This window comes from Sphingomonas sp. GC_Shp_6, from assembly GCF_026540835.1.
Lineage (GTDB): Bacteria > Pseudomonadota > Alphaproteobacteria > Sphingomonadales > Sphingomonadaceae > Sphingomonas.
On record NZ_JALNUO010000024.1, the window covers coordinates 1 to 24,977 of the forward strand.

Here is a 24,977-nt window from a genome sequence, read left to right on the forward strand (position 1 = left end):
AGCCCACCCGACAGCAGGAAATAATCGGGATGCATGGTGAGCAGCGACTTCTCGTTGACGATGCCCTCATAGACCCAATCCGAGAGGGTCAGCGTCATCCCACGGGGCTGCTCGGTGTCGGCGTCGGTGTCGAACGTCCAGCTATCAAGCCAGTTGAAGCCGGCCTTCTGCCGGCGCTTCGTGGCGCGGATCGAGGTCGTTATGCTGGTCGTCTGAAGCCGCAGGAGTGCCGCTTGCAGCTCCTGATAGTCCCGGCCGCCCGTGCTGCGCTTGATCGCGCGCAACAGGTCGTAGGGCGTGGTCGTCAGCGTGCGCGGAAGGTCGTTCAGGCCTTGCTGCTTCATGCGATTGAGCGTGGAGGCCGCCCAGATCAGGATATCCGCATCCCAAATGGTTGCCATGCCGTAGTCGGGAATCGCCTGCACGCGTACCCACGCCTCGCCGTCCGGGCTCTTGTACTCGATCGGCTTCAATCGCTTGCGCTTCTGGAGCGAGAAGAACGGCCGTTCCATGACCTCCCGTTGATCCCGGAGCGGCAGGTCGCCCAGCGCCGGGATGAACAGGTCGAACTCGGGGCTGGGATCGCGCCGCTTGCTCACGGCGCGAACCTGGTATGGCCCCGCTTGACCAGATACTGGCGCAGCAGGCGCTCGGTGACGACGGTAAGGGGCTCCCCGCCCTCCTCCACGCTGAGCTGGCGAAGCGCCCGGTGCATGTCCTCGGGGATATGGATCAGCACCGGCTTTTTACCGGGATGACTACTGCGTCGGGCCGGTGCCGCCGTCGACGGCATGTCGGCCGAGCGTCGTGATCGGCGCGGTGCCTCCGTCCGGTCGGGTTCGGGAGCTGGCGCTGCAACGGAAGCCGTTACGGACTCCTCCGGCTCGTCATCGAATATGCCGGCGAGTGCCGAAGCCTTCTTCGCCATCACGCCGCCTCGCTTACTTGCTTAGTGGTATATCCGCTTAGTCGCTTAGCCTCGTTGTAGGCGCTACGAAGCTCGGCCGCCGCCTTGCTGTCGGGCTCCGTCTCCGCAGCGGTCCGCCCGAGCGGCGTCGCCTTGTAGAAGTCCTTGCGATAGTGAAGACGGCTGTCGAACATCGTCACCCCTTTGGCGGTGAAGCCGGCGTGCGCCTCCTGCCCTTCCCCGCCCTGGTGAGGCACCTGGGTCAGAATGACGGCGAAGGGAGTGCCCGCCTGCTGCACCTGTTTGACGGTCTGCAACACCGAGTGAACATCCAGTCCGCGGGGCGCGACAGGGATGATGACGAAGTCCGCCTGCTCGGCCGCCAGCATGGCGATGTCCTTCGAGTTGGCCGGCGTGTCGATGATGATGAGGTCGATCTTGCCGCTGCTCCGCCCGCGCGAGACGTGCAGCGGCAGACCGGCGACGCTGCTGTCCTTCACCATCACGTCCTCGTCGTCACGGCGCTCGGACCAGTAGAGCGCCGACCCTTGCCGATCGTCGGCGTCGAGGATCACGACGGAAGCTCCTTCCCTTGCTGCCTCGACCGCAAAGCCGGTCGATAGGGTGGTTTTGGACTGCCCACCCTTCTGCGCGATCACTGCCCATACCTGCATTGCTGCGGCTCCTACTAAGCGGCTAAGCGACTTATGGAGCTTAGCAGCTTAGTGGTAAAGCCCATAAGTGGCTTATGCGCTTAGCGTCTTAGTCGCTTAGTCGGCGTCCTCCCCTTCGGGGTCGAGTGGATCATACTGCATTGCTCCATGTCCCTCGGCCGGGCACAGCGGCGCGCCGACAGTCTCCAGCCACTTACGGGCGGTTCTGACGGTGTACCCGCAGGCTTCACACTCGCACTTGAGCAAGCGCGTCGCCTGCTTCTTCGGCCGCGTCGTCTCGCCACCGGTATCGAGCCGTGCATGGGGAAGGGGGCCTGCCGCGACGAGGATGGGCGCGACTGCGGCGAGGAAGGCGTCACCCGGCGTGGTGGCGGTCATCCGCCCGACCAGGCCGAGTCGACCGCAACCCGTTTAAACGCCTTCCCGTGTCCTGCCGCGATCCCGACCGCGGCGTGGACCAGCTCGTGCGCGAGGATGGCCGCGATCTGCGCCGGCATCGCATCGGCCGCGTGCGCTAGGTCTGGCCGGATGAAGATTTCGAAATGCCCGTCGCCGCTGCACCGGTTGTCCCAGCATTCGCCGATCGCCTTGCCCTTGGCGCCGCGGCTGGTGAAACCGATCGCGACCCGCACGCGGGAGGGCAGGGGGCATCCAGCGCCTCGAACGACGGCGCCATGCCGCTCGCCACCCGGTTCAGCCAGCTCTCGCGATTGTCGTAGTCCATGTCCCTCATCCTTCCTTGCATCGCCCTCGGGGCGATGGCCTCGGCCATCGGCCCTGCCTCGTGGCGAACAGCGGGGGGTGAGGGGGCAGCGGGAATCTGCCGGGGTGGTGCGGGCGCGCGGAGCGAAGCGGAGGAGCCACGGCCCGGCTGATTGCCGTTGCTGGGAGAGGGGGGCGGCGCTCCCCTCTCCCTCCTATCGGACGAACGTCGCCGGCACCGCCGGCGGCCTCAGGGCGGCCTCAGGGCGGGCCTGTCCGCCCGCGCGAGCGATCGTTGCCCGCAAGGGACGAGACGCCGACAAGGCGGCTCGGTCGAAGCGCAAGCGGAGATAGCGCGCGGTCCCAGCCGGGACGCGCATACTCTCTGCGATGTGCCGGTCTGCCATCCACAGGTCCGCGTGCGTGTAGAGCGTCATAGCCAGACCGGATGTGGATCATGGTACGACACTCGCGCAAGGCGACGACGAGCTGCACGAACTTGAACCCCTCGCATGTCGCGTCGTTTACTCGAAAGGATTCACCGTTCACCCGTCTGGAGATCGCGCATGACCAACAGCCCCGTTCGTTACAGCCCCTCTGTTGAGAAGCCGATCGATGACGAGGAGAACGTCCATCGGGAGCTGATGGACACGATGCGCGGGATCGAGGAGACCACCTCAAAGGATTACGGGCACGCGGTGCGCAGCGTTCACGCCAAGGATCACGGTGTCTTCGAAGGCGAGATGACGGTCGACCAAGGCCTACCGCCTGAACTGGCGCAGGGGCTCTTCGCCGTCCCGGGGCCCCACCGAGTGGTGATGCGCGTGTCGACGCAACCGGGTGACATCATGGATGACGCCGTGTCCGCCGCACGCGGCATGGCGATCAAGGTCTTCGACGTCGAGGGCGCCCGCCTGCCAGAGGCGGAAGGCGAGGGGACGCACAATTTCGTGTTCGCCAGCGACCCTGCCTTCTCCGCGCCCGATGCCAAGAAGTTCCTGGGCTCGCTCAAGCAGCTCGCCGGCACGACCGACAAGGCGGAATGGGCCAAGAAGCTGCTGTCCTCCACCCTGCGCGGCGTGGAAGACGTGCTGGAAGCGGTCGGTGGCCAGAGCGCGATGGTGAAGGCGATGGGCGGTGTGCCGATCACGCATCCTTTGGGCGACAACTACTACAGCCAGACTGCGTTTCGCTTCGGCGATTATATCGCCAAGTTCGGCTTGTTCCCCGTATCGCCGAACCTGACCGAGCTGACGGGTGACCGGGTGAACGTCACCGATCGCCCCGACGCACTGCGTGAGGTGGTACGCGAGACGATGATCGAGCAGGGCGGCGTCTGGGAGCTGCGGGTCCAGCTCTGCACCGATCTCGACAAAATGCCGGTGGAGGATGCCACGGTCGCCTGGGACGAGAAGGCCAGCCCGTACCGGACCGTCGCTCGGGTCAACGTCGCGCCGCAGCTATCGATCGGTACAGACCTCCAGGCCGTGACCGATGAGAACACCTTTTTCAGCCCTTGGCACGGCTTGGCCGCGCATCAGCCGCTCGGCTCGGTCAACCGCGCCCGCCGCCGCACCTACGAGATGTCGGCCGAGTTCCGTGGTCGATTCAACGGCTGTCCGGTCCATGACTCGTCAGCGCTGGCGAACGTGTCCGCATGAGCCGCCGCGGGCGCTCGTAAAAATGCCGTGCCGGTTTTCACGCGAACCGGCACGGCCGACGAGCTGTTTATATGCATCTTGAGGCCTGCGTTCCCAATTGGGGTCGAGTTTTGGGAACACGGCGCGTGAAGATCCCAATCAGGAACTTACCCGAGTCCTATTGTAGTGGAGCCTGCATGTAGTGCTGCATCAGGCGGTCGGCGTGCCCCCGGAGCAAGGTAGCTGCTCCCACCACTTCCTCACTATGGCCGTCCACCTCCTGTGCGCAGACACCGATCTGGTGCGCCGCCTCGACCATATCGTCGATTTCCTCACCTACGTGGATTCGAGTTGTCGCTTGCAGGATCGACGTCGCCTTGATGCGTACCGAGCTGGCCTGCACGTCCACGACGCGCTCAGTCAGCAGTTCACAGCGCTCGACCACGCGGGTTATTGTCCGCTCGATCGAACGCAATTCAGCGAGGATGTGGTCGGTCGCGCTAGCGGTCAGCCCGGCAAGCTGTCGCACTTCGTTCGCCACCACCGAGAAGCCTCGTCCAGCCTCACCGGCACGAGCCGCCTCGATCGAGGCGTTCAGCGCAAGCATCTTCGTCTGTGAGGCGATCGAGGATATCTCGCTGGCTACCGATCCAATGCCTTCCAGATGGACAGCCAGCCCCTCAACCGTCTGACGCATCGCGATCGTGTCATCGCCTACGCGCTCGATGTCGCTTGACGCGCCAGCCACGCCCTTCTCGACATCGTTGCCCATGAGAACCAACTGGCGCACGCCCTGGCCTGCGGCGTCGGATCGCAGCGCGCCGGCAGCCGCAAGATCGGTGAGTGATCTGGCTTGCTTCGCGAGGTGAGATGCAGCCTCGTCGAGCCGCGCAGCCACCGCCAACACTTTCTCGGCTTCCGCCTGCCGCTCCAAGCGGAGGCGTCTCGTTACCAGCCGCTCCATGACCATCCCGGCCAACATGGTCAAATGGGTGCGCTCAAGCGCGCTGACGCCCAGTGGGCGGGGCATGGGGTCAAAGATACACAGTGTGCCGATGTTGAACCCCGCTGGCGTCGTGAGCGGCGCGCCGGCGTAGAAGCGTATGAACGGAGCGCCGGTGACGAGCGGGTTGGCCGCGAACCGCTCATCGGCATGAGCGTCCGGCACGACCATGACCTCGCTCTGAAGAATGGCGTGGCCGCAAAAAGCAGCGTCACGACCCGTCTCGCAGGCATCGAGCCCGACCCGAGCCTTGAACCATTGACGGTCATCATCGATCAGCGACACGGTACTGGTCGCAACGTCGAACAGGCTTTGCGCCAGTCGGACAATGTCGTCGAACACGCGCTCGGAAGCACTGTCGAGCACCTTGTAGGCGGACAATTCCGCCAAGCGCCCAGCTTCATTGTCGGGTACGGGGAAAGAACGGTGGTCCAAGCCGGGTCTCATCGCAATAAGGTCCGGGTCGGCTTATTAGTCAGGCGACTATCCGCCTAGTGCGATGTCGAGGCCGCCGGAGCCTTCCCGCGCGAAACGCCGAGTGAGAAAGCCGAGGCTTTCCCATTGGAATGGTTAATCGGAAAAGCGCCTACACCTCGGCTGAGGCGCGGGCCAATGCGTCGGCGAGTTCATCGAGTGAGTAGGGTTTTTGGAGAAGCTGGAAGCTATGGCTGTCCTGCTCGGCGAGAACGCTGCTGTAGCCGCTGGTGAGAACGATCGGGAGACTGGGCAGGCGCCGACCGACTTCCTCTGCCAGCTCGATGCCGGACATGCCCGGCATGACCACATCGGAAAACACCATGTCGAAGCCGGCACCATCATCGCCCAGTTCGGCCAAGGCGCTCGCCGCATCCACCGCCAGCGTCGTCCGGTAGCCGAGTTCGGCCAAGGCCTGGGTCGCGAACGATCCGACCTCCACATTGTCCTCGACGACCAAGATACAGGCTCCCTTCGCCAGCGGTGCGACGCTGCCGACAATATGCGCCACGCTCCGCTCCGCCTCCTGATGCGCCTTCGGCAGATATAGAGTGAAGGTTGCGCCCTCCCCGGCGACGCTGCGAACGATCACCTCGCCGCTCGACTGCTTGGCGAACCCGAACACCTGGCTGAGCCCCAGCCCCGTGCCGTGACCGACGCCTTTGGTGGTGTAGAAGGGCTCGAAGATGCGATCGAGCTGGTCGGCCGCGATGCCGGCCCCGGTGTCGACCACGGCTACCGCAACGAACCGGCCGGGCACCTTGGGGTGCGATCGAACCGCCGGGATGCCGCTCGCCTCGCGAACGCTGATGGTCAGCGCACCCTCGCCGTTCATCGCGTCGCGGGCATTGACCGCCATGTTGACAAGCGCATTGTCGAATTGGCTGCGGTCTGCCCGGATCAGGAAGGCGCCGTCTGGCACGTCGAGCCCAACCGTGATGCGCGAACCGGTCAGGGTGCCGAGCATATCGCGAAGGCTCGCGATGCTCTCGCCCGCGTCGAACACCTCCGGCTTGAGCGCCTGCCGCCGTGCGAAGGCCAGCAACTGGCTGGTCAGCTTGGTCGCGCGGTCGGTGGTGTCGGAGATCGCGGCCATGTAGCGTTTGCGCTTCTCCTCGGACAGGCCGGGTCGACGCAGCAGGTCGAGCGAACCGCGGATGACGGTCAACAGGTTGTTGAAGTCATGCGCGACGCCACCGGTGAGCTGGCCGACCGCTTCGACCTTCTGGCTCTGGCGCAGCTGGTCCTCAGCGACGGACAGCGCCGCCTCCCGTTCCTTCTGCTCGGTTACGTCGCGCGCGACGCAGTAGAGCAGCCCTTCGACCGGCACCGCCGACCAGGACAGGTCGCGATAGCCACCGTCCTTGGTGCGGAACCTGTTCTCGAAGAACAACGTCGACTCGCCCTGCGCCAAGCGGCAGACCTCCGCCCGCGTCTTGGTGCGATCGTCCGGATGCTCAAGCCACTCGGAAGTTTTGCCGACGATCGCTTCAGGCGGCCAGCCAAGCGCATTGGTCCACGCAGGATTGATGCTGAGCCAGATTCCCTGATCGTCGGCTACGCCGAGCAGGTCGCGGCTGACCTGCCAGATACGATCCCGCTCCTTGGTCCGGGCCTCCACCTGCTCCTGAAGTGTACCCGCCAGCACGTGCACCGCTTGCTCGGCCCGCCGCCGCTCGATCGCCACGCGCGTCTGCTCAGCTACCCGCTGAACGAACTCGAGCTCGGCGGTGGTCCATTCACGTGCCCGTTCCGAAAGGATGCAGAGGATCGCCGTCAGACGCCCGCGCTCGACCACCGGCGCGTTGATGAGCGACCGGATGCTGATCGCCTCGAACACCGCCCGTTGATCGGCCGTGCGGGAGTCGGTCCAGGCATCCGTGATGGCAACCACCCGGTTGGCGTGCAGCTCGTCGATGTACGAGCCATAGTTCCGCATTGGGTGCTGGGCGACGAAACTGAAACCGGGCTTGCTCGTCCAATCCCGCTCGACAGAAAGTACCTCGTCGGCCGCATCGATCTGGCCATAGCCGGATGCCGTCACGCCCAGCGCTTGGCCGACAATCTCGGCCGCCATGTCCGCCATCGCTGTCGGGTCGTCCAGATCGCGCAGGCACTCACCCAAGCGCAGCATCGCCGAACGCCGGGTCTGGACGCCGTCCTCCACTTCGCACGCTGCCACGGCCGCCTGATGCTGCGCCGTCCGATCCCGAAGAATTTTCACGAAGCCTTCGAGGGCGCCTCCTTCCTCCAGCAACGGCATGATCTCGCCGTTCGCCCAGAATCGGATGCCGTCCTTCTTCAGGTGCCAGCGCTCATCGGTTCCGCGACCGGTCTGGATGGCGGCGTTCATCTCCGCTTCCGGCACCCCGGCCGTAACGTCCTCGGGCGTGAAGAACATGGTAGCCGACCGGCCGATCGCCTCGGGCGCCGACCAGCCCATGATCCGCTCAGCACCCACGTTCCACGACGTGATCGTGCCCGCCCGGTCGGTGCCGACGATGGCATAGTCGATCGCACTCGCGATGATGAGGCGCGCCTGCCTACCGCTGAGGTCGTGATCGGCAGCAAGGTCTTGGCCGGGTCCAGATAGCATGGAACCTTTTTGCCCCAGGTGCGTGACCGCATCAATCAGTTAGATGTTAGCGCCTACTCCGCATTCCTGATTGGGAACCTTGGCCAGGATCGGCGCGGGAAGGGGAGGGCCCATCACCTCGCCGGTAAGGTCGTTTCCGAACCTTGTTCCCAACTGCGCTTCCCGAAACAGGCACATGGCGATGGAGTTATGAGAAGCGGTCGCGTCGCCGTCGTTTCCATGGCCGCGCTCGGGCTGGGTGTGGACGTGCGCACCGTTGCCAAGGTGGGTGGTCTGTCACGGCTGCGGCGGTGCTCTCGCTGCTCGACCAGGGTGCGATCAGCTTCACCCTGCTTGCCGTGCTGCACATCGCATGATCCAAAAGAGCATGGGGAGGGGAGGGCAGTCCCGGCTTCCATGCGTTCTTGCAGGATGAGCGAGATGATCGAGCGCAGCCCTGATCCCTACAATGCCGAGCCGGAGCCCGGCGCGCTGATCGAGCGGTTTCTGACGCCGCAGGCGCTGTTCTACGTCCGCAGCCACGGGCCGGTGCCCGACCTTCCCGCCGATCACCGGATAGAGGTGAGCGGGATCGGCTTGGAAAGCCGCTCCCTCTCGGTGGAGGAGCTGAAGAGCGCGTTCCCGACGCACACGGTGACGGCCGTGCTCCAATGCGCGGGCAACAGGCGCACCGACCTCCAGCAGGTCGGCAAGACCTCGGGCGACCCGTGGGACGTCGGCGCGATCGGCAATGCGGAGTGGACCGGCGTGCGACTAGCCGACGTGCTAAATGCGCTCTGCGCGCCGGACGCGGACGACCTCTTCGTGGCGTTCACCGGCGCGGACGAGGTGGCCGTAGAAGGCGAGGAGGCGCCGTTTGGCGTCTCCATCGCCATGGCCAAGGCGCGGGCACCCGACGTGCTACTCGCCTGGGCCATGAACGGCGAGCCGCTGGCGCCGGAGCATGGCGCACCGCTGCGCATGGTGGTGCCGGGCTATGCCGGCGTGCGCAGCGCCAAGTGGCTGACCCGGATCGAGGTGCGGGACACGCCCTCCGACGCCCCGATCCAAGCGCACGACTACAAGCTGTTCCCAGCCGACGTGACGAGTAAGACCGTCGACTGGTCTCAGGGGCTGACAATCGAGGCCATGCCGCTCAACGCCGCGATCTGCTCGCCCGGCTCGGGCGATAGTCTGCCAGCGGGGGAAGTGCGGATCGAGGGGTACGCCATCGCCTATGATCGCGGCATCTCGCGCGTCGAGGTATCGGTGAACGGTGGCCGGGACTGGCGGCAGGCGACGTTCGCCGGCGATCCGGAGGCGCGCTGGGGCTGGCGGCGCTGGTCGCTCGACAGCACGCTCGCGAAGGGGCGCCAACATCTGGTGGTGCGCGCGTTCGATGATGCGGGGCAGGGGCAGCCCGAGCGGCCGGACACGATGTGGAACTTCGCCGGTTACCTCTGCACCGCCTGGCACCACGTCCACGTGCTGGTGGAGTGACCGCGACGTTGGCAGCACCGGATCTCGCCTTCTGGGCCGATGCGATCGGCCGGCTGGTGGTGGCGACGGCGGCCGGCATGGTGCTCGGCTGGGAGCGTTCGCGCGAGAACCGGCAGATCATGGGCCTGCGCACGCTGGGCTTGGTCGGTCTAGCGAGCTGCATTGCGGTGCAGGCGATCGTGCACAGCGGCCTTCCCAACGTGAACGCCGACGCGGCAGGCCGAGTGATGCAAGGCATCCTCTCGGGCGTGGGCTTCATCGGTGCCGGCGCCGTGCTACGCGTCGGCCAAGGACAGGAGGTGCACGGGCTTGCAACCGCCGCATGCATCTGGGTGACGGCGACGATCGGTGCCGCGGCAGGGCTGGCGGTGTGGCCGCTGATCGTCGGTGGGCTGAGCCTCGCGATGCTGGTGCTGTTCGTCGGCGCACCGCTCGAACGCCGCATCCGCGATCGTGCCCGGCTGACCCCGGCCGAGGCCGACCGAAAGGATGTGGAGCGCAAGCCGTAGCTGCCGGCTTACGGCGCAGATGTCCTGACTTCCTGCCGTAGCGTATGTCCGGCCTTATGCGACAAGAACCAGCCTCATCCTGCGAGGTAGCCGGCGAGTTCCTCCGGTGCTCCTTGAGGGAATGATTGCCGCAGAGCTGCGCTGCCGTCTCCACAACCGAAACGATCATGCTATCCGGCGTCCGGGCGAGCCGGGGGCTGCGTCCACCTTGAGCTTTGGACATGACCAACACCGATACGCTGCCCGTCCTCGATCGCCTGCTTGCCTGGTCACTCAGCCACCGCCTGAGCGTCCCGCTACGCTATGCGGTCGCGACGTTGCTCATCGTCGCCGTGGGGATGTTCCGCGCGCTGCTGGTCGCCTCCATCGTGCCATGGCTGCTATTCATCCCAACCGTGCTGGCCATCGCCCTCATCCTGGGGCGCGGTCCCGGCCTTTATGGCAGCGTGCTGGCGGCGATCGTCGCCGGCCTGTCCATCGGGCATGCCAGTGAGCCGCTCTGGCTGACGGATACGCAATGGATCGGGAGCATCCTGTTCGTCTTCGTCACCGCCGGCATCGCGATCGTCGCGGCCGAGCTGCGCGCCGCCTTTGCCAGAGCAGGCCGGCTCGCGGGGGAGAAGGACGCCGCCCACGCACTGCTGGCTGAGCGCGAGGCATTCCTGTCGAGCGTGCTCGCCAGTTCGACCGACTGCATCAAGGTGCTCGATCTCGATGCCCGCCTGACCTTCATGTCGGAAGGCGGGCAGAAGGTGATGGAGGTCAGCGACTTCAACCAAGTCGCTGGCTGCCCCTGGCCCGACTTCTGGCACGATAAGGGCAACGACGAGGCGCGCGCCGCCATCAAGGCTGCCCGCGCCGGCGAGAGCCGCAGCTTCATCGGCAAGGCCGAGACGTTCGCGGGGACGCCCAAATGGTGGCATGTCGCCGTCAGCCCCGTGGTCGGCAGCGATGGCGAGCCCGAGCGCATCCTGTCGGTATCCCGCGACATTACCGCCACCCGCGAGAACGAGGAAGAGCGCAGCCAGCTCGTCCGCATCGTCGAGAACAGCGCCGACTTCATCGGCATGGCCCGGCTCGACGGCAGCGTGTTCTTCCTGAACGACGCCGCCTGCCACCTGGTCGGGCTGGACCGGGCCGCGGCAACGTCGGTCACCATCGCCGATTTCTTTCCGCCCGACGAAGCCGCGATCGTGCAGGACGAGGTGCTGCCGGCAGTAGCGGGGCAAAAAAGCTTGTCGAGCGAGCGCCACTTCCGCCATTTCCGGACGGGCGAACTGATCCCGGTGCTCTACACCGTATTCCCGGTGGTCGATTATGACGGCACCCCAGTCGGCTACGGCACCGTCACGCGCGATCTGCGCGAGCGCAAGCAAGCCGAGGAGCAGCAGGAGCTGCTCAACAACGAGCTGAGCCACCGCCTCAAGAACGTGCTGGCGGTGGTGCAGTCGGTCGCGGCGCAGACGCTGCGGCAGGCTGCCGACCTGCCGTCCGCGAGCGACGCGCTCGGCGCCCGGCTCGCGGCCCTGGGCCAAGCGACCGACGTCCTTACCGCCAAGTCGTGGGCCTCGGCCGACCTGCGCCAGGTGGTAACGCGCGCGCTCGCGCCACACGGAGCCGAGGAGCGGTTCCGGATCAGCGGTCCAGGGATCACGCTGCTGCCGCAGGTGACGCTTGCGCTGGCGCTCGCCCTCCACGAGCTGGCGACGAACGCCGCCAAGTACGGCTCACTTTCCACCCCTGAAGGTCACGTAGACCTATCGTGGGAGGTGACGCCGGGACCCGATGGCGAGGGCCCGCGTTTTCTGCTGCTGTGGCAGGAGGTTGGCGGCCCCGAGGTCCGTCCGCCCAGCCGTCGCGGGTTCGGCTCGATGATGATCGAGCGGTCGCTGCGATCCTACTTCCGGGGCAACGCCCAGCTCGAATACCCCGCGAGCGGATTGGTCTTCAGGCTCGACGCTCCGCTGGGCGATGCGGGCAAGGTGGTTGAGTAAGCGTCATGGGTCAGAGCATGCCGATCGCGAAGAGCATCCTCATCGTCGAGGACGAGGCGCTCATCCGCTTCAGCCTCGCCGACTTCTTCGAGGATGCCGCATATCGCGTGTTCGAGGCGGAGAGCGCGGACGAGGCCATCGCCATCCTTGATCGCGACAGCTCGATCCGGGTCGTGCTGACCGACGTGCAGATGCCTGGCTCGATGGATGGTCTCAGGCTCGCTCACTATGTTCGAGACCGCTTTCCCCCGACTGTGCTGGTGGTCACCTCGGGGGTGCTGAACCCGACCAAGGCCGACCTGCCGGTGGACAGCTTCTTCGTGCCCAAGCCGTTCGACACGCGGCGGCTGCTCGGCCAGATCGAACGCCTGACCGGCTGAGGTCAGACCGGCGCGACTTCCTGGAAGGCCTGTCTGATCTTCCAGGGCTGGAGCGGCTTGTCGAGGATCGCATGCGCATAGTCGCAAGGCTCGCACGCATCAGGCGTGCCGGTGATGAAGATGACAGGGCAGGGTCCTAGCTGCGCGCGGATCGCCCACACGGCGCTCGGTCCGGTTCCCCTGGCCAGCTTCACGTCCGACAAGATGACCTCGGGCGGGTGGGCAAGCGCGGCCGCAACCGCTTCCTGCTCGGTTTCCGCCCGGTCGACGGACGAGGCACCGCCTTCACGAGCGATCGTCTCGATATGCTCGCCGATGAACCACTCGTCTTCGATAATCAGCACATGGCACATGAGGCGATCCGATCTTGATCGGGGTCAACCTCTCGCGATCACAAATGGATGCACCTGCCGCGGTGCCTCGCCAGGAACGACACCCCATGTCGCTCGTTCGTAACGCGACCGAAATCACCGGGTCTGACTGGAGAAGCATCATGGGCGAGTTCACCGACAAAGTCAGCGCCGCCGCCAACAAGGTCGTCGGCACCGTCAAGGAAGAGATCGGCAAGGCGACCGGCAACGAGAAGCTTGAAGCGGAGGGCGATGCCCAGCAGCTCAAGGGCACTGGCCAGGACGTGAAGGGCAGCGTCAAGGGCGCTCTCGGCGATAACATCTGATCGCATGCGGGACCGCTTGGAAGCGGTCCCGCTCCACCTTGTATGTAAGGGGTCGGCTATGCGGATCATGATGATGGCACTTGCCGGCACGCTGGCGCTCGCAGGCTGTGACGGGCCCAAGCAGAAGGCCGGCGAAGCGCAGGATCAGGCAGCAGCGAATGCCGCCGGCGTCACCTATAACGGCAACGGCCCGAACGAGCGTCTGGGCAAGGCTCAGGACAAGGCTGATCGCGCCGCCGCCAAGGCCCGCGACGCACAGGCCGACGCGCTCAAGCAGCAGGGCCGCGAGATCAAGTCGGATGCCGATGCCAAGGCCGACAAGCTCGAAGAGCAGGCCAAAGCCATTCGCGACACCGCCAAGGATCAGGCGCGCACCCTCGACAAGCAGGCGGCGAACGTCACCGGGCGTTAAGCGCGCCTGATCGCATAGGGTGGACGCGCGTTAGTCGGCGATCCGCTCCATGTAGATCGTCTCGATCTCGCCGGCACGAAGCTCCTGCTGATCCGCCGTGACGATCCTGGCAGTTTCCAACCGGCAGTCTGCAAACTCCATCGCCGCCAGCACGACCTCTTGCACCGTGCCCTGCTGCAAGGGCTGGCCGTTCAGTTGCTCGTCTAAGGGGTCACGCGCTTCGAACAGCGTGGCCGGGGCGGCAAGATCTACAATGGTCATGGGGTCTCGCAGACAGCGGTGGCGACGGCACCATCTATGGTGTCATGGGTTAACTTCAATACGATTTTCAGCCACTCAGCTGCTGGACGGAATTTTTATACTTTCACAACCGTAACGAATATTGTGAGGAGTAGAACGTGGAACTTGGAAACAACGCCGTCGTCGCCGTTGTAGATGGCAAGAACCTCAAGCTGTTCAAGAATACCGGCACCGGGAGCACGCCCAAGCTCACCCCGCTGCCGGCGGGGGACGTCTCAACCGACAACAAGGGCTCCGGTGGACGCCATGCCAGCAGCTCGGCCAACCCGGCCGATCACCAGCAAGACGAGGACGCGTTTGCGGCCGGTGTCGCCGACAAGCTCAACAAGAAGACGATGTCGGGCGGGGTCGACCACCTCGTGGTCATCGCCGCACCCCGAACTCTCGGCGAGCTGCGCAAGCACTACCACAAGGCGCTCGAAGCCAAGCTGGCGGGCGAGATCGCCAAGGACCTGACCGGCCACTCGGTCGCTGATATCGAGAAGGCGATCGGGGCAGCCTGATCTCCCATACGCGGGCTCAACGTCGTAACGTTTTGGGAAGCGACGGAAGGAGCGGCGTTGCCGCTCCTTCGCTGCACGTCCTGGCGGACTGGTCTAACTGGCAGGGAGGGCGTGGATGGCGCCGATATGCCGCTGCACGATGCGATGGGTCTCCGCACCGAAGGCGCGATAGGCGGGGCTACCGCCATCACCCGCTTCCTTGGCGAAGGCTGAACCGTCGCCGTCGTGCAACGTGGCCATCTCCGATAGGTAAGCCGCGTCGAACGCCTTGCCCGACAGCCCCGAGAGATGGGACAACTTGCCCGCGAACTCCGCATTGGGTGTGGCGGAGATGGCCACGCCCTCGCTGGACGAGATCGCCTTGAGCTTGTTGCCGACTAACGTGTGATCATGAACCTCGGCCGTGGCGAAGTCGCGCACGTCCTGGGTCGAGCCCTTGGTCTCCGCGAGCTTGCCGGCCGCGACCTCGAACATGCCGCCCTGCGATACCTTGGCGACGAACGCCTGATCGGCGGAGGTGGCGGTCGCAGCCATAGCCGCGCTGGCGCCCAACGCCACAACCAGAAGAGCGATCGTGCTGGCAGATTTCATGTCAGGTCTCCGGTTGTTCTCTTCCTCAATGTCAGGTGCGCGGGGACGTTCCATGAACCGATCAGCGTTGGTCGGCGAATGGGAAGGGGAGGCGAGATGTCGCACATATCCTGAGTTCCGCGACAGCGCTCCCAGCGCCCGCGTTCTCTCGTGCGCTGGCGTCGCAAAAGTGGGTTGCACAATGCTGTCATTATGATACAGTTTTGCGACATGCTGATCGGCTACGCTCGTGTGTCCACCGACGACCAAGACCTCCGGCTTCAACGCGCCTCGTTGAAGGAGGCCGGATGCAAGCGGACGTTTGAGGAGAAGGTGTCGGGCGCGAAGCGCGACCGGCCCGAACTGGCCAAGATGATCGAGCAGTTGCGCGATGATGACACGGTGGTGGTGACGCGGCTCGACCGGCTGGCGCGCTCCACCCGTGATCTGCTCGACATCGCCGAAAAGCTGAAGGAGGCCGGCGCCGGCCTGCGCTCGCTGGCCGAGCCCTGGGCGGACACGACGTCGCCAGCTGGCCGTATGGTGCTGACCGTGTTCGCCGGCATCGCGGAGTTCGAGCGCGAGCTGATCCACCAGCGCACCAGCAGCGGGCGCGTGGCCGCGAAGGCGAGAGGGGTTCGGTTCGGCCGTCCGCCCAAGCTCACGCCTGATCAGGTCGCACTCGGCGAGCGGCTGGTGGGAGAGGGCACCTCGGTGAGGGAAGCCGCCAAGCTGCTCAAGTGCCATCACGCCACGCTTTACCGGGCGCTGACCGCAGCGGCGCTGGTGGCCTGATGCCGATCCGCCCCGAGCACCTGTTCCTATACCCGATCGACTGGCCGCAGCTTTCGCATCACGTCCGGTTCGTTCGGGCCAAGGGATGCTGCGAGCACTGCGGGCGTCCTCATGGGCAGCGCGTTTTCCACTTGGGTGACGGTCGCTGGTGGGACCGGAACCGGCTCTGCTGGCGCAACGGTAAGGGCCGGCGCGTACGGCGCCCGACGGAGGACCTTCTGGCTCGCGGCGCCTGGACGCCGGTGGTGCTAGCCTGCGCGCATCTCAATCATGACCCCAGCGACAGCGCGCTCCACCAGCTCGCTGCGCTCTGTCAGCGCTGCCACATGATCCACGATCGCCCCGAGCATCTTCGCCGCCGCTGGATGAACGCCCATTACCGGCGCGCGCTCGGAGACCTGTTTTACGGTCCCTACCCGCTGCTGGGCGCCGATTGGATCACGCCCACCCCGATTAGCATGTTGGATAATGATCGGTCGTTGTACGCCTTCACCCATGTTCGGTGACGCTTAACGCCGTTTCGCTAGAAAGACCTGTTAAGGGTGCTATATAAGGCCCTTCTAAGAGAACAGGTGACCTCATGGCTAGCACACTCCTTGCGGAAACGACGGCCAGCGTATCCGAGTTGAAGCGCAATCCGATGGGCACCGTCGCGGCTGGCGAGGGCTTTCCCGTCGCCATCCTCAACCGGAATGAGCCGGCTTTCTACTGCGTCCCTGCCAAGGCTTTCGAAGCGCTCTTGGATCGGCTGGAAGATGCCGAGCTGAACGCAATCGCTGATGCCCGCGTCGGAGAGCCCGTCACCAAGATCGCGCTTTATGACCTATGAGCTGGGATTCCTGGATTCTGCGCTGAAGGAATGGCGCAAGCTCGATGCGCAGACCCGGGACCAGTTCAAGAAGAAGCTCGCTGAGCGGCTCGACCATCCGCATGTCCCCGCCTCGAAGCTGTCAGGGGCGAAGGACCGCTACAAGATCAAGCTGCGCAACATCGGCTACCGTCTCGTCTATGAGGTCCACGATACGGAGGTGATCGTGATTGTCGTGGCCGTGGGTCGCCGCGATCGGAATGCGGTCTACAAGGCAGCCGAAAAGCGCACCGACACCGCTGCAACCGTCACGACAATGACGGAGGCACAACAAACGCCCGGCGATGCTGGTGTGAGCAAGCATCGAAGCCTGACCGGCAAGGGGCGCACCCTGCTCGATGCCGCCTCCGGGCGGGATGATGGTGATCTGGATTTCGAACCATCGACGCTGGGCGACATATCACGGCCGGCCGATCTCGACTGATGCCACGTTGTTGCACGCTGGCGGTTGCTCGCCTCGCCGTACGCGCCCTAGGATTGCTTCATGGGGGATAATGCTGACGTTCAACGCTTCATCGCGCAATGGCGCGGCACGGGTGGATCGGAACTCGCGAACACGCAGAGCTTCATCAACGGCTTGTGCCGGCTGATCGGGGTCGAGCCGCCACGCGGCAGCCGCACCGATGATGCTCAGAACGACTATGTGTTTGAGCGCCGCGTGTTCCAGGACAATGGCGACGGCACGGTCAGCTTCGGCCGGATCGACTGCTACAAACGCTGTGCATTCATTCTCGAAGCCAAGCAGGGCAGCGAGGCCGATCGCGCCGCGGCCGAGCGTGGTGAGGACGATCTCGACCTTTTCGGCCAGACCGCCTCTGTGCGCCTGAAGCGGGGCACCGCGCGGCGCGGCACACCTGGTTGGGCAAAGGCGATGGTACAGGCCAAGGGCCAGGCTGAGCGCTACGCCAAGGCGCTGCCGGCGGACCATGGCTGGCCGCCATTCCTGCTCGTTGCCGATATCGGCTATTGCATCGAGGTCTATGCCGACTTCTCCGGGACGGGGAAATCGTATGCCCAGTTTCCGGACCGCTCGCGCTACCGCATCATGCTGGACGACCTGCGCGATCGGCAAGTGCGCGAGCGGCTGGCGGCGATCTGGGAAGCGCCTACCAGCCTTGATCCCGCTGCCCGCGCGGCCCGCGTCACCCGCGATATCGCGGACCTGCTCGCCACCGTTGCCCGGCGGCTGGAGAAACGCGGCCACACCGCCGAGCGCACCAGCGGCTTCCTCATGCGCCTGCTCTTCACGATGTTCGCCGAGGACAGCGGCCTGATCCCGGAGAAGAGCTTCACCAACCTGCTCAAGGCGCAGCGGGCGGCACCGCAGCACCTGGAGCACCAGCTCACCGCTTTGTGGGCAGCGATGGATCGCGGCGAGTTCTCGCCCGCGCTTGGTGTGCCGCTGAAGCGGTTCAATGGCTACCTGTTCAAGGACCGCACCGCCATCCCGCTCGACGCTGAGGAACTGGAGGTGGTGATCCAGGCGGCCGAGCATACCTGGACGGAAGTCGAGCCCGCCATCTTCGGCACGCTGCTAGAGCGCGCACTCAACCCCAAGGAGCGCGCCAAGCTCGGCGCCCACTACACGCCGCGCGCCTATGTCGAGCGGCTGGTCGGGCCGACGATCATCGAGCCGCTGCGCGCCGATTGGGCGGGCGTGCGTGTCGCTGCGTCCGAACTGATCGACCAGGGTAAAACCGACGAGGCACGCCGCACGGTGGAGACCTTCCACACCCGGCTCGCGCAGACCCGCGTGCTCGATCCCGCCTGCGGCACGGGCAACTTCCTCTACGTCGCCATGGCACGGATGAAGGAGCTGGAGGGCGAGGTGCTCGACCTCCTCGTTGACCTCGGCGACGACCAGTATCTGGCTGAGCTAACCGGCCACACGATCACGCCGGAGAACTTCCTTGGGATCGAGATCAATCCGCGTGCCGCTGCCATCGCGCAGCTGGTGCTGTGGATCGGCTATCTCCAGTGGCACTTCCGCGTAAACGGCGTCGACCGCCCGCCGCCCGAGCCGATCCTGCGCGACATCCGCACGATCGAGAACCGCGACGCGCTGATCGAATGGGACAAGCGCGTTCTGGAGCGCGACGCGTCCGGCGCTCCCATCACTCGCTGGGACGGCGAGACGACCAAGCCGCATCCGGTCACCGGCAAGCCGGTGCCGGACGAGGCGGCACGGGTGGAGGTGTACCGCTACGTCAAGCCGCGAGCGGCCAAATGGCCGAAGGCGGACTTCATCGTCGGGAACCCGCCGTTTATCGGCGGCAAGGACGTACGCGACCGGCTGGGCAGCGGCTATTTCGAGGCCCTGTTCCGTACCACTGACGTGCCCGAAAGTGCCGACTTCGTAATGCACTGGTGGGACAAGGCGGCGATGGCGGTGCGCAAGGGCGGCACGCGGCGCTTCGGCTTCGTGACGACCAACTCCATCACCCAGCTGTTCAGCCGCCGCGTGATTGCCAAGCATCTCGGTGCGAAGGACAGCATGTCGTTGCGGTTCGCGATCCCGAACCATCCATGGGTCGACGAGAAGGACGGCGCGGCGGTGCGGATCGCGATGACCGTCGCTGGTGCCGGGAAGGCCGAGGGGCTGCTGCTCAACGTGGTGGACGAGAGCGCAGCGCCGGACCGAATTGAGTTCTTCGGCCGGATGGGGCTGATCGGCAGCGATCTGCGCGTCGGCGCCGATCTCACGGCGACCGTGCCGTTGAAGGCGAACGATCGTCTATGCTCACCGGGTGTGAAGCTACACGGCGACGGCTTCATTGTGACGGCGGAAGAGGCCATTGCGCTCGACCGCCGCTCCGTCACCATTGCACGAGGTGAGGTGGACACCCTCGCGCACGTCCGCACCGGGCTCGGCCAAGAGCCGCAGGTAATCTTCGACTATCGCAACGGCCGCGACCTCGCCTCACATTCTCGCGACGTAATGGTAATCGATCTATACGGGTTAAACGAAGCGGAGGTTCGCGACCGCTACTCCGCGATCTACCAGCATTTGTTGATGGCCGTTCGACCGCAGCGGGAGGGTCAAGCCGCTCGGAGCAACACGGTCGATGCGCGCCAGTATGCCGCGCAATGGTGGTTACTTGGAAAAGCCCGACCAGAACTGCGACGCGCCTTTGACGGCCTGCCACGCTACATTGCCACCATTGAAACAGCGAAGCACCGCACGTTCCAATTCCTGCCGATAAGCACCGTGCCCGACAATAAGCTAACCTGCATCGCCACCGCTGACGCCCTTACGATGGGTGTGCTGTCCAGCCGCTTTCATGTTCCTTGGGCGATCAGCAGCGGCGGCCGCCTGGGAGTTGGCGACGACCCTGTTTACGTGAAGTCCCGCTGCTTCGACCCATTCCCGTTTCCCGCCGAGGTGACCGAGCCGCTTGCGGACTGCATCCGCGCCGAGGCCGAGGCGCTCGACGCGCTTCGCAAGCGTGTGCTCGCCGAGCATGCCGACCTGACCCTGACGAAGCTCTACAACGTTCTCGAAGCGTTACGGGAAGGCCGCTCTCTCACGGATGCCGAGCGCGACATCCATAATCGCGGCCTCGTCACGCTTATCCACCAGCTTCACGAAGCCCTCGATAACGCCGTGGCCGACGCCTATGGTTGGGGCGACGATCATCGCGCCGGTACGCTGAACGAGGAGACGATCCTCACCCGCTTGGTCGCGCTCAACAAGGAGCGATCGGCGGAGGAGGCGCGCGGGCTGGTGCACTATCTGCGCCCTAAGTTCCAAGACCCCGGCTATCGCTCGCCGGTCACGACCACCCTTGATCTCGGCGAGGCGGCGGTGGTGCCGGTCAGCAACGTCATCCTGTGGCCGTCGACTTTGCCCGAGCAGGTCGGCGCGGTGCAGTCGATCCTTGCGGCCGCGCCCGCGCCACTTGAAGCTGCGGACATCGCCCGCAGCTTCAAGGGCAAGCGTGCCGCCAGCGTCCGCCCGGTGCTCGATGCGCTCGCCGGCCTCGGCATGGCCCGCCGCCTTAATGACGGGCGGTATGCCGCCTAGCGCGGAGAGCCGGTGTCAGAACCGACCGGTTGTGACACAAGTAAGCGTCCAGTTCGCCGCTTGCGGGTGCGGCGCTGCGCTACGTGGAGTCATCGCGGTAAGTGGGACGGAGCCGCGGCGTCGGTCTGCAACAACGATAAGGGGCGATCGTGTCGGATGCGATGATACTCGGTGCTGCGCCAGGCGGATTTATCAACCGAGCTCCAGCATCTTCTTGTCGGTGAACAGAAGCAGCGTCGCGAGCTGATTATTTGGCAAGGCGAACGATTGCTCGGCGATCGTGAACCGTTCCGCTGCCGGATGATCAAACCACCAAGACGCCTTGCCCACGACAGGCTGCTTGGATTCCGGAGCGCCGGAAAAGAGCGCTTTGAACGCCGGGCTCTCTGGTTGCAGGTCCGCCCTAGGAAACCATCTGTCAGGTACGATGGGCGGACGACGGAACCAACGCATTCCCGTCTGTGCGTGGCAGACGAGCATGGCCGGAAAGCGGTTGGCTTCCAGTACCCGGATCGCGGTAGCCGTGAGACTCGTCTGGAACTGCTCCGCCAATGACCTGACACCCGCGAGCGTCAGGCGGTCGAGATCTGCGGCCATGGGCCGGAAGATATACCCCGGCAGTAGGAGGTCCGACGCGTAGGCGTCGGCTTGAAGCTCCGGATTGGCTGCAATACTTGTGCGCCGGCCATCACTCAGCGGGCGACCTATGTCCCCGGACCGGCAGAGCAGGCAAACGCCGCGGTGCCTGTGCCAATGCCCGAGTTCGTGGGCGACGGAGAAGCGCCGGCGCCTGGGGTGGACGTGCGAGTCCACGGTGATAATTGCACTGCCGTCGCGTCCGACAATGCGAGCTTCGCACGACGTGAGCTGCCGATACTTCACCTTGGCACCGAGTGATCGGGCGACCACCTCGACGTCGATCTCACCTGGTTCCGTGATCCCGAGCGCCTGCAGCGCCAACTCCGCCGCATTAGGGACAGCCTTCATATGTCGGAATCTGCACCGGCGTCGCGTTCCAGTTCGGCCATGTCCTCCAACAAGCTGGCCAGATCATCGTCGCCATCGGCAATCGCACTTCGGGCGGCCAAGGTCATGCGGACGTCGGGATCGTTCGCCGCCGCGGCGAGACGCTCACGCATTCGAATGGGATCGAACGACACCACTTGGACGGCTGCACGTTCCACATCAATCTGTGATCTTATCTCCCTCAGTCGCGTCTTGCGGAGGAGCAATTCCGCTCTTTCGAGATCGGCAAGCACCACGACAAGGGCAGCCTCCGCGTCGACCTCTAGGTCGTCGCTGCCCAGAACCTCGTCCATGAAGAAGTCGTCGAGCGCGTTCAGGCGATCGCCTACGTCAATTGAGTTGCCGCTCATTGTTCCCATCCTCCTGGGAAGGCAGCCTGCAGCTTGCGCCTCAGCCGTTTACGAATCGTGGCAAGACCTTTGGCATCAACATCCAACAGTTCTTCCAACTGCCCACCTCGCATCCGGTCGCAAAGGCCTTCGACCAGCATCTGCAACTCCTCGTCGTCCGCAATGAGGTTTTCGATCACCGCCAGCACGCGCGCGTCATCACGGCTGGAGCCGAGTAGGCGCTCAGGGCTCGGCGCAGGGTCCGGCAGATCCACACCGTCCCCGTTCCCCGGCGGCGGCAGAACCGCGCGCCGTCCGGCGCGGATCGCGTCGATTTCCTCGGATGCCAGGCTCCGGATCGTGCCGGAGACGATCACCGCCGCTTCGGCCCCTCGTGGGAATCGACGACTTCCTGAAAGCAACCTCGCGAACGCCTCTTGGCGCAGGTCCTCAGCCGGCACGCTGCATTTGCGGGAGAACCAACGGGAGATCGCCTCAACCTTTGCCGCCTGTGCCGCACTCATTGCGCTAAGCGCATTACGCACCTCATCCGTCGAGAGATGATCGACTTCCCTTTCGTCCGCTAATTCCGCCACGTCGTGCACGCCGTGAACCTCCCCCATTTTTAAATGCGGGCTTTCAAGAATTCTCAGACATGCCCTGCTCTGTGTCCGAGTTCGCGGCCTCGCCCGCATACACCATTGAAGGGATGATCCTGCCTCGTTCAAGGCCGAGGCGCGATTTCCTCCATAATGGAGCTAAAGCGTGGCAAAGAACTGGAACCATGATCGCGCCGAAAAGCACATCGAGCGCAAAATCGGCGACGTGAAGACAGTGAAGATCGTCGACTATCACCGTGACATGTCGCTCGAGGACATCCCGGGCAACAAGGCCTATCGCGTCGACGGCGTGCATCTCTATGCAGACATCCTCAACCTCAGCGACATGCTTCATGTCACGGCGGACGAAGGCGTGACCTGTCACAAGCGTACGCTTCGGTTCCTCAACCTGCACTATCGCGCCGTGCACCGCATCCTCAGCCGCTGCGACACGCGCCGGGTGGATTTCCACAACCAGCGGCTGCACGCTTTGGTGGCAAGACCCTCGAACAGCGAGTCCGACGCGGAGGCGAAGCGCATCCGTCGCGCCGTGGCGATCGCGCAACTGATCATCGACGTGCTGCAGGAGACGGGCGACGCCGACGAGTCCATCCCGAATGCCAAGGTGCGCGTCGGCATCGACTCGGGCGAGGCGCTCGCGGTCAACAACGGGCGCCGCGGCGGGCGTGAACCCCTTTTCCTTGGCGCGCCGGCAAACCACGCAGCGAAGATGTCCGGGGGAGGGGACCGGGTAGGCATCTATCTCACCAACAATGCCCGCGAGGCGATCGGCCTCGACGCCGTGGACAAGCCCGCGTCCAAGGCGCTGACGACAGGCGAGATCGAGGAGTGTCAGCAGGCAGCTGATCTCGGCGTCTCGAAGGACACCATCGTCAAAGAGTGGAAGGAGGATCTGGAAAAGCACCCGATCGGCGCTTTTGCCTTCTCGCGCCATACGCCTCCTCTCCGCACTCTCGACATCACGTCGCTCACGCCGGGAAACTCCAGGCGGCAGGAGGCAGCTTCGGTGTATGCGGACATCGACGGTTTCACCGCTTATGTGGCCAAGCACATCGACGACGCGCCGGAGGACGTCGTGCGTGTCTTCCACGTCATCCGCGCCGAACTCGACCGCGTCCTAACTTGCGACTTCGACGGCCGCCGCATTCGCTTTATCGGCGACTGCCTTCACGGGCTGCTATGCGATGGCACGGTGCACACCACCGACGATCCCGAGACGGTGAGCACCGCGACGCTCTGCGCGGGCGCGCTCCGCTCCAGCTTCGATCTGGCTTTGGAAAAGCTGGAGGGCGAGGAAATCGACGTTGAGGGTCTCGGCTTGGCGATCGGATTCGAGTTTGGCCCGATGACCGTCAGCCGGCTAGGTATGCAGGGTGACCGCGTTCGTTGCTCTGTCAGCCGGGGCGTGCTGACGTCCGAAGCCGAACAGTCGCGCTGTGGCGGCGATGAGACCGCGATCGGCGCCTCCGCCTACGATGCCGGGACGCAAGCGGTGCGGGATTTGTTTGGAGCGAAACGCAAGGCCAAGGGTCTCGATTATAACGAGACCGTCGAGGCCCTTTCCGAGAAGGGTGACGAGACTGCGGCCGTGGCGAAGCGGGAGGCGTTCGCCCTGGCAGCACCTGCCATCGCATCGGCTTCGGAACGGGTCGTCCGTCCCTACGCGGAACTGAAGTGACCGGCACATCGCCCCTTGATTTGCTGGCGGCCTGCCTCCCGGCCCTCGGCGCGACCGAACTCGGCCGCGGGCCGGGCCAGGAACTCATCATATCACTGCCCGTGACGCTCAGCGACGGCCGGCGTCCTGTCTATCAGATCCACGCGTCCGTGACGGGGACGTCGGCCTCGGCGAAGGAGGTGACTCCAACGCTGCTTCCCGCCTTCTGCCCGGAGCGTCACATCAACGCCGACGGCAGCTTCTGCCTCTACTGGCGCGCCGTCGATGACATCGCTATCGACGGTCCGGATGCGGCGCTCGCCTGGTGGGAGACCCTGGTCCGCTTCCTTCAGTTACAGGCGCGGGCCGCGCGCCGGCGCCGCTGGCCCGAGGGCCAGGGCCGGGCGCACGGGGCTGCTGCACTGCACCAGTATCGGGCTGAGAGGGCGGCGGAGCGGCTCGGAAATCCGATAGCGACCGACATGCAGGAAGGCAGGCTTTCCTTGGTTGTCCGGGGAAGCGGTGCGGAGGGACCCGGCATCAGGGTCATGCGCGGTGGAGATCGCGTCTATGCCGTCTGGCTGCGTAGCAGGCGCGTCGTGAATCAACGCCGCCCATGTCTTTGCAGTGAGGGGAGCCGGCCAAGGCCGCGGACTATGCGGTCCTGTAGCGACCACGCTGAAGCCGCGGCCACGCTCGCACTGGAGCTGCATTCGATGGCGGAGCAGGAGCGCCGCTTCTGGGACGTGTTCGCCGGACATAAGTGCTGCGGAACGATGGACGATTGTCCCCTGGCCAAAACAACACCAGCGCCCGTCGCGAGCAAGGCAGCGGCTTAG

Annotated in this window: 25 protein-coding genes and 2 pseudogenes; 15 read left to right on the forward strand and 12 right to left on the reverse strand. The window is 65.1% G+C overall.

Annotated elements, in window-relative coordinates; all coding sequences use genetic code 11:
• From OXQ95_RS17290 to OXQ95_RS17305, 4 genes and pseudogenes are all read right to left on the reverse strand, one after another.
• Positions 1-599, reverse strand: a 599-nt coding sequence (locus OXQ95_RS17290) for a replication initiator protein A (protein ID WP_267382739.1), incomplete at its 3' end; no start/stop codon positions are given.
• Positions 596-928 carry a hypothetical protein gene (locus OXQ95_RS17295; protein WP_267382741.1) on the reverse strand — a complete coding sequence of 111 codons (333 nt, stop codon included), beginning with the start codon at positions 926-928 and terminating at the stop codon, positions 596-598. The genes OXQ95_RS17290 and OXQ95_RS17295, both read right to left, overlap by 4 nt.
• Positions 928-1,581, reverse strand: a complete 654-nt coding sequence (locus OXQ95_RS17300) for a ParA family protein (RefSeq protein WP_267382744.1) — start codon at positions 1,579-1,581, stop codon at positions 928-930. Before OXQ95_RS17300 ends, OXQ95_RS17295 begins: the two co-directional genes overlap by 1 nt.
• 96 nt (positions 1,582-1,677) lie before the next feature.
• A pseudogene (locus OXQ95_RS17305) lies at positions 1,678-2,305 on the reverse strand (transcription elongation protein SprT).
• A 544-nt stretch (positions 2,306-2,849) separates the two neighbouring features.
• Here OXQ95_RS17305 and OXQ95_RS17310 point away from each other — a divergent pair.
• Positions 2,850-3,944: a catalase family protein gene (locus OXQ95_RS17310; protein WP_267382746.1), complete on the forward strand. Its 1,095-nt coding sequence runs from the start codon at positions 2,850-2,852 to the stop codon at positions 3,942-3,944.
• A 157-nt stretch (positions 3,945-4,101) separates the two neighbouring features.
• Here the strand turns inward: OXQ95_RS17310 and OXQ95_RS17315 are convergent, their stop codons facing one another.
• Both OXQ95_RS17315 and OXQ95_RS17320 read right to left on the reverse strand, forming a co-directional pair.
• Positions 4,102-5,316: a methyl-accepting chemotaxis protein gene (locus tag OXQ95_RS17315; protein ID WP_267382748.1), complete on the reverse strand. Its 1,215-nt coding sequence runs from the start codon at positions 5,314-5,316 to the stop codon at positions 4,102-4,104.
• Between the two features lie 196 nt (positions 5,317-5,512).
• Positions 5,513-7,996, reverse strand: a complete 2,484-nt coding sequence (locus tag OXQ95_RS17320) for a PAS domain S-box protein (RefSeq protein WP_267382750.1) — start codon at positions 7,994-7,996, stop codon at positions 5,513-5,515.
• A 420-nt stretch (positions 7,997-8,416) separates the two neighbouring features.
• On the opposite strand from OXQ95_RS17320, the gene OXQ95_RS17325 reads away from it, so the two are divergent.
• From OXQ95_RS17325 to OXQ95_RS17340, 4 genes are all read left to right on the forward strand, one after another.
• A complete protein-coding gene (locus tag OXQ95_RS17325) occupies positions 8,417-9,475 on the forward strand; it encodes a molybdopterin-dependent oxidoreductase (protein WP_267382752.1) in 1,059 nt (352 codons plus the stop codon).
• A gap of 8 nt (positions 9,476-9,483) precedes the next feature.
• Complete coding sequence (locus OXQ95_RS17330; RefSeq protein WP_267382754.1) at positions 9,484-9,984, forward strand: MgtC/SapB family protein; 501 nt, start codon at positions 9,484-9,486, stop codon at positions 9,982-9,984.
• Positions 9,985-10,301: 317 nt separating this feature from the next.
• Positions 10,302-11,978 (forward strand): PAS domain-containing protein, encoded by a 1,677-nt coding sequence (locus OXQ95_RS17335; protein WP_267382756.1) that lies wholly within the window; start codon positions 10,302-10,304, stop codon positions 11,976-11,978.
• A gap of 17 nt (positions 11,979-11,995) precedes the next feature.
• On the forward strand, positions 11,996-12,358 hold the full coding sequence (locus OXQ95_RS17340; RefSeq protein WP_267382758.1) for a response regulator: 363 nt from the start codon (positions 11,996-11,998) through the stop codon (positions 12,356-12,358).
• Between the two features lie 2 nt (positions 12,359-12,360).
• Here OXQ95_RS17340 and OXQ95_RS17345 read toward each other — a convergent pair whose 3' ends face one another.
• Positions 12,361-12,711: a response regulator gene (locus tag OXQ95_RS17345; RefSeq protein WP_267382760.1), complete on the reverse strand. Its 351-nt coding sequence runs from the start codon at positions 12,709-12,711 to the stop codon at positions 12,361-12,363.
• Positions 12,712-12,851: 140 nt separating this feature from the next.
• On the opposite strand from OXQ95_RS17345, the gene OXQ95_RS17350 reads away from it, so the two are divergent.
• Positions 12,852-13,034, forward strand: coding sequence for a CsbD family protein (locus OXQ95_RS17350; protein ID WP_267382763.1), 183 nt, complete (start codon positions 12,852-12,854; stop codon positions 13,032-13,034).
• Between the two features lie 58 nt (positions 13,035-13,092).
• Positions 13,093-13,446 carry a hypothetical protein gene (locus tag OXQ95_RS17355; RefSeq protein ID WP_267382764.1) on the forward strand — a complete coding sequence of 118 codons (354 nt, stop codon included), beginning with the start codon at positions 13,093-13,095 and terminating at the stop codon, positions 13,444-13,446.
• A 30-nt stretch (positions 13,447-13,476) separates the two neighbouring features.
• Here the strand turns inward: OXQ95_RS17355 and OXQ95_RS17360 are convergent, their stop codons facing one another.
• Positions 13,477-13,707 (reverse strand): hypothetical protein, encoded by a 231-nt coding sequence (locus tag OXQ95_RS17360; protein WP_267382766.1) that lies wholly within the window; start codon positions 13,705-13,707, stop codon positions 13,477-13,479.
• Positions 13,708-13,844: 137 nt separating this feature from the next.
• Here OXQ95_RS17360 and OXQ95_RS17365 point away from each other — a divergent pair, with 137 nt between their 5' ends.
• Positions 13,845-14,249, forward strand: coding sequence for a host attachment protein (locus tag OXQ95_RS17365; RefSeq protein ID WP_267382768.1), 405 nt, complete (start codon positions 13,845-13,847; stop codon positions 14,247-14,249).
• A gap of 93 nt (positions 14,250-14,342) precedes the next feature.
• On the opposite strand, the gene OXQ95_RS17370 is transcribed toward OXQ95_RS17365, so the two are convergent.
• Entirely contained in the window at positions 14,343-14,840 is a 498-nt protein-coding gene (locus OXQ95_RS17370) for a DUF4142 domain-containing protein (protein ID WP_267382770.1), read from the reverse strand.
• 210 nt (positions 14,841-15,050) lie between these two features.
• Here OXQ95_RS17370 and OXQ95_RS17375 point away from each other — a divergent pair, with 210 nt between their 5' ends.
• The 5 genes and pseudogenes from OXQ95_RS17375 (at position 15,051) to OXQ95_RS17395 (ending at position 20,506) form a co-directional block, all read left to right on the forward strand.
• Positions 15,051-15,614, forward strand: coding sequence for a recombinase family protein (locus tag OXQ95_RS17375; RefSeq protein ID WP_267382772.1), 564 nt, complete (start codon positions 15,051-15,053; stop codon positions 15,612-15,614).
• Positions 15,614-16,120 carry a hypothetical protein gene (locus OXQ95_RS17380; RefSeq protein ID WP_267382774.1) on the forward strand — a complete coding sequence of 169 codons (507 nt, stop codon included), beginning with the start codon at positions 15,614-15,616 and terminating at the stop codon, positions 16,118-16,120. Before OXQ95_RS17375 ends, OXQ95_RS17380 begins: the two co-directional genes overlap by 1 nt.
• A gap of 74 nt (positions 16,121-16,194) precedes the next feature.
• Positions 16,195-16,443, forward strand: coding sequence for a plasmid stabilization protein (locus tag OXQ95_RS17385; protein ID WP_267382776.1), 249 nt, complete (start codon positions 16,195-16,197; stop codon positions 16,441-16,443).
• Positions 16,433-16,717 (forward strand): annotated as a pseudogene (locus OXQ95_RS18850) (type II toxin-antitoxin system RelE/ParE family toxin); the annotation flags it as partial. The gene OXQ95_RS17385 and the pseudogene OXQ95_RS18850, both read left to right, overlap by 11 nt.
• A 249-nt stretch (positions 16,718-16,966) precedes the next feature.
• Positions 16,967-20,506 (forward strand): DNA methyltransferase, encoded by a 3,540-nt coding sequence (locus OXQ95_RS17395; protein ID WP_267382780.1) that lies wholly within the window; start codon positions 16,967-16,969, stop codon positions 20,504-20,506.
• 192 nt (positions 20,507-20,698) lie between these two features.
• Here OXQ95_RS17395 and OXQ95_RS17400 read toward each other — a convergent pair whose 3' ends face one another.
• The 3 genes from OXQ95_RS17400 to OXQ95_RS17410 are packed head-to-tail and all read right to left on the reverse strand — an operon-like array spanning position 20,699 to position 22,466.
• Positions 20,699-21,493, reverse strand: coding sequence for an ImmA/IrrE family metallo-endopeptidase (locus OXQ95_RS17400; protein WP_267382782.1), 795 nt, complete (start codon positions 21,491-21,493; stop codon positions 20,699-20,701).
• Positions 21,490-21,882, reverse strand: coding sequence for a hypothetical protein (locus OXQ95_RS17405; RefSeq protein ID WP_267382784.1), 393 nt, complete (start codon positions 21,880-21,882; stop codon positions 21,490-21,492). The genes OXQ95_RS17400 and OXQ95_RS17405 overlap by 4 nt, the downstream gene beginning before the upstream one ends.
• Positions 21,879-22,466, reverse strand: a complete 588-nt coding sequence (locus tag OXQ95_RS17410) for a hypothetical protein (RefSeq protein WP_267382787.1) — start codon at positions 22,464-22,466, stop codon at positions 21,879-21,881. Before OXQ95_RS17410 ends, OXQ95_RS17405 begins: the two co-directional genes overlap by 4 nt.
• Positions 22,467-22,626: 160 nt before the next feature.
• On the opposite strand from OXQ95_RS17410, the gene OXQ95_RS18855 reads away from it, so the two are divergent.
• Positions 22,627-24,159, forward strand: a complete 1,533-nt coding sequence (locus OXQ95_RS18855) for an adenylate/guanylate cyclase domain-containing protein (RefSeq protein ID WP_267382789.1) — start codon at positions 22,627-22,629, stop codon at positions 24,157-24,159.
• Complete coding sequence (locus OXQ95_RS17420) at positions 24,156-24,977, forward strand: E2 domain-associated cysteine-rich protein (RefSeq protein ID WP_267382791.1); 822 nt, start codon at positions 24,156-24,158, stop codon at positions 24,975-24,977. The genes OXQ95_RS18855 and OXQ95_RS17420 overlap by 4 nt, the downstream gene beginning before the upstream one ends.